At 58.2% G+C, this 13,704-nt stretch carries 9 protein-coding genes; 6 read left to right on the top strand and 3 right to left on the bottom strand.

Going from position 1 to position 13,704, the window contains the following annotated elements:
- From OZX71_RS05130 to deoC, 4 genes are all read left to right on the top strand, one after another.
- Complete coding sequence (locus OZX71_RS05130; RefSeq protein WP_277159574.1) at window positions 1–744, top strand: hypothetical protein; 744 nt, start codon at window positions 1–3, stop codon at window positions 742–744.
- An 88-nt stretch (window positions 745–832) separates the two neighbouring features.
- Window positions 833–3,247: a pyruvate formate lyase family protein gene (locus OZX71_RS05125; protein WP_277159573.1), complete on the top strand. Its 2,415-nt coding sequence runs from the start codon at window positions 833–835 to the stop codon at window positions 3,245–3,247.
- Window positions 3,248–3,280: 33 nt separating this feature from the next.
- Complete coding sequence (locus OZX71_RS05120; RefSeq protein WP_277159572.1) at window positions 3,281–4,243, top strand: glycyl-radical enzyme activating protein; 963 nt, start codon at window positions 3,281–3,283, stop codon at window positions 4,241–4,243.
- Between the two features lie 2 nt (window positions 4,244–4,245).
- Window positions 4,246–4,971, top strand: coding sequence for a deoxyribose-phosphate aldolase (deoC, locus tag OZX71_RS05115; protein ID WP_277159571.1), 726 nt, complete (start codon window positions 4,246–4,248; stop codon window positions 4,969–4,971).
- Between the two features lie 292 nt (window positions 4,972–5,263).
- Here the strand turns inward: deoC and OZX71_RS05110 are convergent, their stop codons facing one another.
- From OZX71_RS05110 to OZX71_RS05100, 3 genes are all read right to left on the bottom strand, one after another.
- Window positions 5,264–6,085: a DeoR/GlpR family DNA-binding transcription regulator gene (locus OZX71_RS05110; protein ID WP_277159570.1), complete on the bottom strand. Its 822-nt coding sequence runs from the start codon at window positions 6,083–6,085 to the stop codon at window positions 5,264–5,266.
- A 209-nt stretch (window positions 6,086–6,294) separates the two neighbouring features.
- Window positions 6,295–7,977 (bottom strand): phosphate acetyltransferase, encoded by a 1,683-nt coding sequence (pta, locus tag OZX71_RS05105; protein WP_277159569.1) that lies wholly within the window; start codon window positions 7,975–7,977, stop codon window positions 6,295–6,297.
- Window positions 7,978–8,179: 202 nt separating this feature from the next.
- A complete protein-coding gene (locus OZX71_RS05100) occupies window positions 8,180–10,660 on the bottom strand; it encodes a phosphoketolase (RefSeq protein ID WP_277159568.1) in 2,481 nt (826 codons plus the stop codon).
- 441 nt (window positions 10,661–11,101) lie between these two features.
- Between OZX71_RS05100 and guaA the strand changes: the two genes are divergently transcribed.
- Both guaA and OZX71_RS05090 read left to right on the top strand, forming a co-directional pair.
- Window positions 11,102–12,664 (top strand): glutamine-hydrolyzing GMP synthase, encoded by a 1,563-nt coding sequence (gene guaA, locus OZX71_RS05095; protein ID WP_277146612.1) that lies wholly within the window; start codon window positions 11,102–11,104, stop codon window positions 12,662–12,664.
- Between the two features lie 560 nt (window positions 12,665–13,224).
- The gene (locus OZX71_RS05090; RefSeq protein WP_277146613.1) at window positions 13,225–13,704 is read left to right on the top strand and encodes a GNAT family N-acetyltransferase; all 480 of its coding nucleotides are present in this window, start codon (window positions 13,225–13,227) and stop codon (window positions 13,702–13,704) included.

The raw sequence follows: 13,704 nt of genomic DNA, 5'->3' as shown, positions 1-13,704 counted from the left end.
ATGAAGAGTATCAAACAGATGCATTGGTGGACTCTGGTCACCGACCGTGAACAGTGGACGCTGAAACCGTATTCGCTCTTGCGCAGAATACTGATCAACCTTGTCGGCGTCGTCATCGTCTCCATTGGCATCGGCGTGTGCAACGTCGGTTTCGTCGGCGTCGACCCGTATGCCGCGTTCCTGATGGCGCTTTCGCACCTGACGGGTCTCGCCTACACATGGATGGTGCCGTTGGTGAACACAATCCTGTTCATCCTGATCGTCATTCCCTTCGACCGTTCGATCTTCGGCTTCGGCATGATCACCAATATGACGCTCGTCGGGTTCTTCACCGATACGTTCACCTCTATTTACCATCACTTCTACACCCCGACGTTCTCCTGGTGGATTCTCGCGATCCATCTGGTCATCGGCCTGTTCTTCTTCTGCCTCGGCGTCTCCCTGCAGATTCGCCCGAACCTCGGTGCCTGCCCATATGACGGCATCGCCCCGAGCCTGCACCGCCACTTCCCGAAGATCAGCTACCGCGTGTTTCGTACCTGCCAGGACATCATCACGATCATCATCGCCGGCGTCCTGATCAAGTTCAACCTCGGCATCGGCATCCTCGGCATCGGCACGATCATCATGGGCTTCTTCATCGGCACCATCGTGGACTGGTTCAGCAAGCACTGCACCGAAAAGCTCCTCGGGGTTCGTGGCGAAGACAACGAGCCCATCAAGAAGGCCGCCCTCGCAAAGTAGCAATCTCGACTTGCTGTGGCTTTATCGCCCTGAAGGCCGATAAAGCCACAGCGACATTGGTTATATGACGATGGAAAAGGAGGTCATCATGACCGACACAATGATGAAAACAAAGGGCAAGATCGGTTTGCTTGCCCCGCAGCGCACGAAGATTCTCAACGATGAGATACGCTCGGTCAAGCCCAGAATCGACGTTGAACGGGCAGGTATCGTCACCGAAAGCTATGAGAAGACCGTCGGACTGCCACAGGTGCTTCGCCGTGCTTACGCGTTGAAGGACCTGCTGATGAAAAAGACGATTTTCATCGGCGACAACGAGCTGATCGTGGGCAACCACGGCTCGACCCTGCGTTCTGCGCCGATTTATCCGGAATTCGGTAGCCTCTCACGCGAAGAGCTGGAGAAGATGCCGGTCCGTCAGGTCGACACGTTGCAGATCACTCCAGAGCAGATCGACTATCTGGTCGATGACATTTTCCCGAAGTGGGAGGGCCATTCCACCAGTTCGCTGGCGCGTAACCTTCTTCCTTCGCAAATCACCGATATCCTCGACTCTCCATATCGTCCCTTCGACCCGTTGAGCAGGGCTTCGTCCGGTTACGGGCATTACCAGCCCAATATCCGGCGAATCATCAACGAGGGTTTCGAAGGTTCGGAACGTCTTGCGGCCCAGAAACTTAAGGAGCTCGACCCGACCGATCTGGAATATTCCGACAAGCGGTCGTTTTATATGGCCGTCCAGGTTGTCGTGGACGGCGTGCGGGTGTTCCAGCAGCGGTTCTCGGATCTGGCGACCGGAATGGCCAACGAGACCGATGACCCGCAACGTGCCGCGGAGCTGAGGCTCATCGCCAGCAATTGCGCCCAAGTGCCCTATCGTCCCGCACGCAATTTTTTCGAAGCGGCGCAGTCCTATTGGTTTACGCTGCTCATCGACTACTGCGCGCAGAATGGCGGTGCCATCTCCGGCGGACGGTTCGACCAGTATATGTATCCCTTCTATGTCAAGGATCTCAAGGACGGAACCTTCAGCAAGGACGAGATCTCGACCATCATCCAGGCGTTGTGGGTCAAGCACATGGACCTGATCAAGGCCAAGTCCTATTCCTCGGCACGCAACAACGGCGGCTTCGCCACCACCATCGGCATCACCCTCGGCGGTGTCGACAAGGACGGCAACGACGCGGTCAACGACTTGTCGTATTTGTGCCTTGATGCGGAAGAGGCCGTGTTCAATTCCGAGCCGAACGTGGGTATCCGTGTCAGTAAGAAGACTCCGGACGAATTCGTCAACCGAGTCCTCCGGATCCTCGGCCACAAGGAAGGCGGCAAGGACCCGTTCTTCAACGACGAACGGATCATCCCTGCCTTGATGCGCGAGCACGGCATGAGCCTTGAAGAAGCGCGTGACTGGTCGTTGGTGGGCTGCGTGGAGCCGACCGGCCAAGGCAATACCATGGCACGCACCAATAGCTGCTACTTCAACCTCGCCAAGTGCTTGGAGCTGGCGATCAACGACGGCAAATGTCCGATCTCCGGCCAGCAGCTCGGCCCCCACACCGGTCATTTCGCCGATATGAACACCTTTGCCGATGTCAAGAAGGCCTACAGCGAGCAGGTCGATTACTTCGTCTCGCTGATGGTCTGCTCGCTCAACACGATGGCGACGCTCCACAAGCGCCAGACACCGCATATCTATTCCTCGATTCTTATCGACGGATGTCTGGATTCCGGCCATGACTGCACCAATTGCGGCGCCCTCTATGATGCTACGGGTGTCAACGGCGTGGGGCTTTCGGACGTCGCGGACTCGCTGCTGGTCATGAAGCAGCTGGTGTTCGACGAATCCAAGATGAGCAAGGACGAGCTCGCCGAATCACTCGAAAGCGACTTCTCCGACAAGGTGATCCAGCAGCGCTGCCTGAACGTGCCCAAGTATGGCAACGACAACGACGAGGCGGACGAGATGGTCGCGTTCGTGGCCAAGCAGTATTCGGACTCCGTGCGTCGGTTCAAGAGCCCGGGCGGCGGCCACTATATTCCCGGCCTGTTCTGCCTCTCCTCGAACACCCCGCTCGGTCGTCAGGTCGGCGCGCTTCCCAGCGGCCGCAATGCGTTGACGCCGTTGGCTGACGGCGGCATCTCGCCCAAGCAGGGCGAGGACGTCGAAGGACCGACCGCCGAGATGAAATCGGTGGCCAGCTGGGACCAGACGCAGGCGCTGAACGGCGTATGTCTGAACATCAAGTTTGTGCCAGCCTTGATCCGCAACGCCACCGATCGAAAGAAGGTCGTCGACCTGATTCGCGGCTATTTCGATATCGGCGGGGTCCACATCCAGCTCAACGTCCTGTCTTCCGAGACGCTGATCGACGCGCAGAAGCATCCCGAGAACTACCGTGGCCTGGTGGTCCGCGTGGCCGGGTATTCCGCGTTCTTCGTGGAGCTGGACCGTGACATCCAGAACGAGATCATCTCTCGAACCGTCAACGAAAGCGTCTGAGAGGTAACAGCATTGACAACGGAGAATCCGTCCATGGGACGAGTGTTCAATATCCAGCGGTTCTCGATTCATGATGGACCGGGCATACGCACCGTGGTGTTCCTGAAGGGCTGCTCCTACTCGTGCACCTGGTGCGCCAACCCTGAAGGCATCAAGCCATATCGGCAGGTGATGTTCTCATCGAAGAAATGCATCGAGTGCGGCCTGTGTGTCGCAGCCGCGCGTAACGGTGAAGCGCAGATGCAGGACGGGAAACTGGTACTCCACCGTGAACGGATTCGTCCGTCTCAACTCGAATGGGTGAAGGCGTGCCCCACAGGAGCCTTGAAGGTCGTCGGCGATATGCAGAGCCCCGAAGAGGTGACCCAAAAAGTCCTGCGTGACATGCCGTTCTATCGAAGAAGTGGGCAGGGAGGTGTCACCTTCTCTGGTGGCGAACCGTTGGTGCAGGCGAGGTTTGTCGACCAGACGGCGGGACTGTGCAAAGAGCATGGGCTGCATACGGCGGTCGAAACCGCGGCGGGCGTGCCTCTGCATTCGATTGCGGAGGTGAGCGACAACATCGATTTGTTCATCTGCAGCCTGACCTCCACCGACCCGGAAACCTACCGGAAATATATGGGGCGCTCCAACGAGACCTCGCTGGCCAATATTCGCGCTCTGGCGCAATACGACCCGGAACGGCTCTGCGTGAGGTCCCCGCTGATCCCAGGCGTCAATATGGAAAACGGCCAGGTCGAAGACATGATCGAATTCCTTGCCGATGCCGGGGTGAAATACTACGATGTGCTGCCTTTCCATCGTCTGGGCACATCGAAATACACAGGGCTGGGCAGGGCCTACGACTTCGCGTCGCTCGACCCTCCCAGCGATGAATGCATGGAAAACGTTCGTGGCGAGATCCGTCGCCACGGCATGAGCACGGATTTTCCCAAAGGCCTTTGTGACGGGCACAAGGCGAAGATACGTCAAGATTTTCAGTTACAGAAGGAGTAAACATGACTGAAGGAACAACACAACGCAAACCTGCGAAGGAAATGACGAAAGCGGAATTGGCCAAATACATCGACCATACGATTCTGCGTCCCGAAGCCACTGAAGACGAGATCAGGCAGATCACGCGCGACGGTGTCGATTTTGGGGTGGCGTCCGTCTGTGTCAACCCGGCGTCGCTTGATATCGCGGCTCCGATTGTCGAGAACACGAGTACCGGTCTGTCGGTCGTCTGTGATTTCCCGTTCGGTCAGGGGACTGCCGAAGACAAGACGCAACTGGCGAAGGAATACTGCCGTCATGAAGGGTTGACAGATTTGGATCTGGTCATCAACTACGGCATGGTCCGCTCCGGGCATGCGGCGCAGGCCGGCGATCAATTGCGTGGCGCCGTCGACGCGTGCCGACAGGCTGGAGTCGTGTCTAAAGTCATCATCGAGACGGATGCACTTTCCGACGAACAGATTATCGAGGCCACCGAAGCGGTGATCGCCTCTGGCGCCGATTTCGTCAAGACTTCCACCGGTTTCTATACCGGCGGGCCGACGGTGGGCGGTTCGGTCGAAGTAATGAAGAAGGTCATGAAGGCGGCCGGCGGGCGCATCAAGGTCAAGGCTTCAGCGCACATCAGGACCCGTGATCATTTCCTGGCGCTTATCGATCTCGGTGTCGATCGCATTGGCCTCAACTGCACCTCCACGCCGAAAGTGCTGGCGGGCGCTGCAGAGTAAGGAAGTCCGATACGGCAGGTAGCCGCAATGGCGAGTGGCCGGTACGGGTGTTGTGGCAGCGTGAGCCGATACGCACGGGTTGATGAAGCGAAACGTACCGAGAGCCATGAATTGGTATGTATTGCATTCCTGAGCATATACGTACGGTAGCCGTGAGCCCGTAAACAGATGGTGGGAACCTTTTTAGAAAGGTTCCCACCATCTTTGTATTGTGCGTTCATCATCGAATGGAGCGCGGCAAAAGCGGCCGCAGTGTGGGACGTTTCAGCGCAATCGTCGCCGCGAAGCCTAGTCAGCGTGCCTCGACGTTCTCCTCGTCGCCCTCGTTCTCCGCTCCGACCGTAATAAGCCGGGTATGGGCTTGTTCCAGCTGTTCGGGGCTGATGCTCTCTGGCGTTCTGTCGGTGATGATGTAGTCGAAATCTGCCAGGGTTCCCGCGATATACAAGGCTCGCTTGCTGAATTTCGAGTTGTCCGCCAGAAGGACCTTGATTTCCGAAATCGAAAGCATGGCCGATTTCAGTTCGGCGGTCGCGTCGTAGGAATCGGCGGCGCCGCGGCTGGTGACGGAAGTGGTGGATATGAAACAGATATCCGCCTGAAGCGATTGCAGGGCGTGAATGGCCATGTGGCCGTGGAAGGCATTGGCCCAGGGATAGTAAAGCCCGCCCGTCATATAGAGACGTATACCGGAAGCGCTCATCAGCTGTTCGCCGGCGAAGACGGAATTGGTGATGACGGTGAGCGGCGCCTTCTTTTTGATGGAATCCAGCAGCGGCAAGACCGTTGACGAGTCATCGAGGATGATGGTCGAGTCCGGGCGGATGAATTGCGAAGCCCTGGCGCAGATGATCTCCTTGGCGGCGAGGTTGCTTTCGTATCTCGAAGAAGGCGGTATCTCGCTGGTGAACGAGCGCGAAAGTACGACCATGCCGTTGTCGAGCTGGAGAATGCCTTCCTTCTCGAGCTTTTTGATGTCACGGTAGATGGTGACATCAGAGAAATGCAGCTGCTGCGCAATGTCCTTGACCTTGGTCGGGCCGTTTTCCGCAAGCAGATGCTGAATCTGGACATGGCGTGCGCCGATATCCTCTCGTTTGGTTCCCTGCATCATACCTTCTTTTCCGCTTTGACGTTATTGAATCGGCTGGCAGACGCCGCCTCGTGGCTGGTCTCGAAACCGAATCGTGCCTTAGCCGCCGTTTTCAAAGCGTGGACTGATAGCGCAATCGGGACATGCAAGCGCTAATCGCCGGTCCTGCTCCAGACCTGTGTATCGCCTTTGCACATCCCGATTGTTCCATCAACGCTGCGCGCGATGATCTACTGCTGAGCTTCCACGGCGGTCAGGGCGACCGTGTTGATGATGTCTTCGACCAAGGCGCCACGCGAGAGGTCGTTGACGGGCTTGTTGAGGCCTTGCAGCACCGGGCCGATGGCGATGGCGCCGGACGTGCGCTGCACGGCCTTGTAGGCGATGTTGCCTGCGGCCAGAGACGGGAAGACGAAGACGTTGACATGGCCTGCCACGTCGTTGCCCTTGGCCTTGGTGGCGGCTACGGTGGGCGACCAGGCGGCGTCGAACTGGATGGAGCCGACGGCCGGCAGATCCGGCGCCTTCTCGTGTACGAGCTTGGTGGCCTCTTCGACCAGATCGACATCCGGGCCCTTGCCGGACCCGAGGGTGGAGTAGCAGAGCATGCCCACCTTGGGATCGACGCCGAAGGCCTTGGCGGTCTGCGCGGACTGGATGGCGATGTCGGCCAGCTGCTCGGCGTTCGGGTTGAGGTTGATGGCGCAGTCGGCGAAGACGGCCACGTGGTCCTTGAAGCACATCAGGAACGCGCCGGAGACCAGCGAGGCGCCGGGCTTGGTCTTGATGACCTGCAGCGCCGGGCGCACCGTGTTGGCGGTGGAGTTGATCGAGCCCGAGACCAGGCCGTCGGCCTTGCCGAGCACGACGAGCATGGTGCCGAAGTAGCTCGGGTCGGTCAGCTGTTTGCGGGACTGCTCGGGGGTCATGCCCTTCTTGGCGCGCAGCTCGCAAAGCTTGGAGATCATGGGCTTCAGGACTTCCTCGTCGTCCATCGGCTGATAGCTGGCCTTCTCGAGCGAATCGAGGCCGAGTTCCTTGCCGCGTGCGAGAATGGCGTCCTTGTCGCCGACGATGATCAGATTGACGATGTCGCGCTCCAAGAGGTAGTCCGCGGCCTTGATGATGCGGTCCTCGCTACCTTCCGGCAGCACGATGGTCTTCTTGTGGGCCTTGGCGCTGGCCAGCAGGCCGTTCTGGAAGGCGTAGGGGGTGGTCGGGGCGTCGAACGACGTGCGGGCCGCGGCCACGACCTCGGAGGCGGGAGCGTTGTCGGCGAAGGCCTTGGCGGCCTTGTCGGCGGCATCCGGATCGGTGTCGGAGGGGAAATCGACGGCCGGGATGGTCCAGACCGGAACGGGGGAGTTCTTCAGGGCTTCCTTGGCATCTGCGGCCTTTTCTTCGGTGCAGCCGGTGACGAAGACGCCGGCGACCTTGCCGCCGGCCTGTTCGACTTCCGCTGTGCAGGTTTCGACGGTGGCCTTCACCTGTTCGCCGTTGCGCGGAATGGTGCAGATGGCCAGGAACGTCTTGGCTTTGAGGTCGGAGGCGATGTCGGCATTGAGCGTGAACGCTTCCGGGTCAAAGACGGCGGAACCATCGCTGCCGACGATGACCATGGAATCCGGATTCGTCCGCTCGAGCTCGGCGCTGTAGGCGGCGACGATATCACCGCGGGCGCCGCTCTTGTCTTTACGCGCGCACTTGGGGCATACGCCGCGAACTTCGTCAACTGACTGGCCGGCGTTGGCGGCCTTGAGCAGTTCGGCAGTAAACGTTTCCTTCTTGCAGGCCACCGGACGGAACACTGCCGTCTTGCCTTGAGCGGCAAGTGCCTTTACTACGCCGTAGGCCACTACGTTACGGCCGTTCTTGCCTTCTGGGCTTGCGATATAAATGACTTCGTTTGTCACGAGATAACTCCTTTATGCATGTTGCGCACGATCTTTTCGATCAACTACGATATCGATCGTTTCCATTTTAGGCGGAGGTGTGACGTAGCCGACGTTCGGTTTGACAATACTGAAATTGAACAACAGAAAAGGACACCGGGTCGAAACCCGATGCCCTTTTCCGTCAAATGGCTACTTAAAGCGTAGACGAATGAGAATCAGCTCACTCGTTGTCGCTGCCGGTGCTCATGGCTGCCTTGGCGGCCGCTTCCTTGTCCTGGTTCTTGACGTCGGAGTATACGAAGCCGGTGTAATCCGGGTGATCGTAACCCTCGTCGACCGCGAACTGGAAGGCGTCCGTACGGAACTTCTCGAACTTGGCGATATCGTCGGCGTACTTCTTGGCGTCGAGCGTGCGCAGCACCTCGGCGGTCAGCTCGTAACGATCCATGTCGTTGACGCGCACCATATCGTACGGAGTCGTGGTGGAACCCTGCTCCTTGTAACCGTGAACGTTGAAGTTGTCGTGGTTCGGGCGGTCATAGATGATGGCGTGGATGTCGTGCGCATAGGAATGATACGCGAAGAGGACCGGCTTGTCGGCGGTGAAGAGATCGGTGAACTCCTCGTCGCTCAGAGCCTCGTCGTTCTCCTTGGGGCTCTGCAGCTTCAGGGTGTCAACGACGTTGACGACCTTGAACTTGATGCCGAACGCCTTGAGCTTCTCGCTGGCGGCCATGATCTCGAGCGTGGGGACGTCGCCGACGCAGGCGAGCACGATCTGCGCTTCGTCATTGTTCTTGGCGGTGGAGGCCCACTTCCACTCGGCTGCACCCTTCTTGAGCTCTTCGCGAGCCTCGTCGAGGGTCTGCCAGGTGGCCGCAGGCTGCTTGCCCGCGAAGATGGCGTTGATCTTGTTGGTGGACTTGAAGGACTTCTCGGCGACGGCCAGCAGCATGTTGGCATCGGCGGGGAAGTACTCGGCCACAACGTGATCGTTGTTGAACGTCTTGTTGAGCAGCACGGAGCTCACGCCCGGGTCCTGATGGGAGAAGCCGTTGTGATCCTGGCGCCAGACGTGCGAGGAAATCAGCATGTTGATCGAAGCGACGGGCTTGCGCCAATCGATGTGGCGCACGGTGGCCTCGAGCCACTTGGCGTGCTGGTTGAGCATGGAGTCGATGACATGGCCGAAGGACTCATAGGTGCTCCAGATGCCATGGCGACCGGTGAGGACGTAGCCCTCGAGGAAGCCTTCCATCTGGTGCTCGGAGAGCTGCTCGACGACCTGGCCGGTGACGGCCATGTGCTCGTCGGTCTGCTCGGAGAGATAGCCGTTGTCCCACTGCTTGTTGGTGACCTCATAGGCGGCCTGCAGACGGTTGGAAGCGGTCTCGTCGGGTCCGAAGATGCGGAACGAATCCGGGTTCATCTTGATGATGTCGCGGGTGTAGTTGCCCAGCTGACGGGTGGCTTCGAGCTGACCCCAGCCGTGGCCGAACTCCTTGACGCCCTTGACTTCGTAGGCATCGAGATCGGGGAGCTTCAGATCCTCGCGGATACGGCCGCCGTTGGCGTTCGGGTTCTGGCCCAAGCGCAGTTCGCCCTTCGGCATGAACGCGGTGACTTCAGGCTTGATGGCGCCCTTCTCGTCGAAGAGCTCCTCAGGCTTGTAGGATTCCATCCAGCCCTTGAGGACCTGGAAGTGGGCCTCGGTATCGCGGGCGGAAGCCAGCGGGACCTGGTGAGCACGCCAGGAACCTTCGGTCTTCTGGCCGTCGATGTACTTCGGGCAGGTCCAGCCCTTCGGGGTGCGGAAGATGATCATCGGGTAGGTCGGACGATCCATGTCGTCGGTCTGAGCCTTGGCCTTGATGTCGCAGATCTTGTCGAAGACCTCTTCGAGCATATCGGCGAAGCGGCGGTGGATGGACATGTGGTCCTCATCGTCGAATCCGGCGACGAACTCGTAAGGTTCGTAGCCCATGCCCTCGAAGAACTCATGGAGCTCCTCATCGGGGATACGGGAAAGAATGGACGGGTTGGCGATCTTGTAGCCGTTCAAGTGCAGGATCGGCAGCACGATGCCGTCGGTGCGCGGGTTGACAAGCTTGTTGGACTGCCAGCTGGTCGCCAGCGGGCCGGTCTCGGCCTCGCCGTCGCCGACCACAGCCGCGACGAACAGGCTCGGGTTGTTCATGATGGCGCCATAGGCGTGGCTCAGCGCGTAGCCAAGCTCGCCGCCCTCGTGCATCGAACCCGGGGTCTCGGGGGCATAGTGCGAAGGAATGCCACCCGGATAGGAGAACTGGCGGAAGAACTTCTGCAGCCCGGACTCATCCTTGGTGATTTTCGGATAATACTCGGTGTAGGTGCCGTCGAGATAGGACTGTGCGACGCCTGCGGGGCCACCGTGGCCAGGACCCATGATGAACACGGTGTTCTGCTGGTGGTCGGCGATGAGACGGTTGATGTGGCCGAACAGGAAGTTCAGGCCGGGGGTGGTGCCCCAGTGGCCCACAAGACGGTACTTGACGTCCTTGCGGGTGAAGGGCTCCTTCATCAACGGGTTGCTACGCAGATAAATCTGGCCGATGGAAAGATAGTTGGCGGTGCGCCAATACTTGTCGACTCCTTCGAGAGCCTCATCAGAAACCGGCTTGCCGAGCTTCTTCCACGGGGTGCCAATAACAGGACTAGTCATTTATGCTCCTGTACTCCTGTACACATTGTGTGCAATTGATTATTTTCTTCGGGCTCAAACCTTTGTTACTATTGATGTTCAGGGTTTGTGCCCAATCGATGTTCACTTTACGTGTCGACTCAGACTTTTGGACGTTTTTTTGCATCTATGTGCGGTCTTGCGCTGTTTTTGTGGAATAATGTTATATTCTACAAATAATTTGTGAGATTTTCGCACGTAACAAAACAACTTACAAACGTTGAAATTGAGCCATAAACTCCGTAACGCCAACGCTTAGCGATGTTCGATTCACAGAAAATTCACGCGGCGTGTTGTTTTTTGTGATGTTGTTTTTTGTTTGTTCCGATGCCATGTGGAGAACACTTGATTTTGTCGCATTGAACCGCGAGAATGGACACTACTTTATATTTGTTTCATACTATTTATATATAGGGAGAGTCCATGGCAAAAGGTCCAGTGCTTGTCGTTGATTTCGGTGCACAATACGCCCAGCTTATCGCACGGCGCGTGCGCGAGGCGCATGTCTATTCCGAGTTGGTGCCTCATTCCATGCCGGTGGACGAGATGCTGGCCAAGGACCCGAAGGCCATAATCCTCTCTGGTGGCCCCGCGTCGGTCTACGAACCGGGCGCGCCCGATATCGACAAGAAGATCTTCGACGCTGGGGTGCCCGTGCTGGGTATCTGCTACGGCTTCCAGGTCATGGCCAACGAGCTCGGCGGCAAGGTCGACAAGGCGGCGCTCGGCGAATACGGCAAGACCGAAGCGGTGATCGACGATGCCGAAGGCGTGCTGGCCGGTTCCCCTGCCGAGCAGACCACGTGGATGAGCCACGGCGTCGCCGTCGAGCAGGCACCCGCCGGCTTCGAGGTTTTGGCACATACGCAGGGCGCCCCCGTGGCCGCGATGCAGGACGAGTCCCGCAAGCTCTATGGCGTGCAGTGGCATCCCGAGGTCAAGCACACCCCGCTGGGCCAAGATCTCTTCTCAACCTTCCTCCATCGCTGCGCCGGTCTGCCCAGCGATTGGGACGCCGACAACATCATCGACACCCAGGTGAAGAAAATCCGCGAGGAGGTCGGCGACGCCGAGGTCATCTGTGGGCTTTCGGGCGGTGTGGACTCCGCCGTCGCCGCGACCTTGGTGCACAAGGCCATCGGCGACCAGCTCACCTGCGTGTTCGTCGACCACGGCATGTTGCGTAAGGGCGAGGCCGAACAGGTCCGCCACGATTTCGTCAAGGCCACGGGTATTCGCCTCATTGAGGTTGACGCTTCTGAGGAGTTCCTGACGGCTTTGAAGGGTGTCACTGAGCCGGAGCGCAAGCGCAAGATCATCGGCGAGAAGTTCATCCGCACCTTCGAGAAGGCGCAGCGTCAGGTGCTTGAGGAGGCCGGGGCACGCGGCAAGGAAGTCAAGTTCCTCGTGCAGGGCACGCTCTACCCGGACGTCGTCGAATCCGGCGGCGGCGACGGCACGGCCAATATCAAGTCGCACCACAACGTCGGCGGCCTGCCCGACGACGTCAAGTTCAAGCTCATCGAGCCGCTGCGCAGCCTGTTCAAGGACGAGGTGCGCGCCATCGGCACCAAGCTCGGCCTGCCCGACCAGATCGTCTGGCGCCAGCCGTTCCCGGGCCCGGGCCTGGGCATCCGCATTATCGGCGAGATCACGAAGGAAAGGCTCGATTTGCTGCGCGAGGCCGATGCCATCGCCCGCGAGGAGATGACCAAGGCCGGCCTCGACCGCGACATCTGGCAATGCCCGGTGGTGCTGCTGGCCAATGTCCACTCCGTGGGCGTGCAGGGCGACGAGCGCACCTACGGCTCGCCGATCGTGCTGCGGCCGATTTCCTCGGACGACGCGATGACCGCCGACTGGTACCGTCTGCCTTACGACGTGCTGGCCACGATCTCCACGCGCATCACCAACGAGTGCCGCGGCATCAACCGCGTGGTGCTCGACTGCACCTCCAAGCCGCCGGCCACCATCGAGTGGGAGTGAGCGTCAGCGGTCGTCGTTCACCCTGTTCGTATGGTGAACGGCAATCGTACTAGGGCTTAGAACGCTACTAAACCGGCCTCTGCGTTGGGTTTAGTAGCGTTTTTGCTGCCCAATTGGCATGGAACTAAGATTGTTCTCAATTTAGTGACATATAGAGTTGTCTAGTGGGCATAAATGGAGAATAGTCTTGAGCTGATGACGTTTAGCATCGGCTAGTGTCTATAAATTGGGAATATTCTCGAATCAGTGACAGTTATCGTCGCCTTGTGTATATAAATGGCGAATAGTCTCGGATTGACGGGATGGCCGGAGAAGCTTTCTATGGATAGAATCAGCCTCTCATATGCTATATGTTGTGCTGTCTCTGCGATTCTTCCGTTGCTGATATATTGCTGTACAAAACTGATGGTAGCCAGCGATTTTTATTATGAGATGTTGAATCCGCCATTGCGCGTATACAGTGAGGAAATGTCTGTTTCCTGTAGAGTTCTTCGCCCAATCGCCGGCGGCAAGGTGATGACTGGTTTAAACCAACCGCGTTCTTGAAAGGAAGGAATAACATGGACGACGAACTGAAATTCAGATATGCTGGGCGCGAAGACGTCGCGTTGATTCTGAAATTCATCAAGGAACTTGCCGATTACGAGAAAATGCTGGACGAGGTCGTCGCCGATGAGGAAACGCTCGAGGAGTGGATTTTCGACAAGCAGAAGGCGGAGGTCATTTTCGCCTGTCTCGGCGACAAGGAGATCGGATTCGCACTGTTCTTCCATAATTTCTCGACGTTTTTGGGCAGAGCAGGCCTGTATCTGGAGGATTTGTATGTTTCGCCGGAATACAGGGGACACGGCTATGGTAAAGCGATATTGAAAGAGCTGGCCAGAATTGCCGTCGAGCGCAAATGCGGCCGTTTGGAATGGTGGTGCCTGGACTGGAACAAGCCAAGTATCGATTTCTACCTGTCGTTGGGTGCCGAACAGATGTCCGATTGGACGACATACAGGATTGCCGGCGACACGTTGAAAGATCTTGCGCAATAG

It is taken from the genome of Bifidobacterium sp. ESL0764 (genome assembly GCF_029395515.1).
Lineage (GTDB): Bacteria > Actinomycetota > Actinomycetes > Actinomycetales > Bifidobacteriaceae > Bifidobacterium.
Note: the sequence above shows the minus strand (reverse complement) of the source record. Positions and strands in the feature narration are given on the sequence as shown.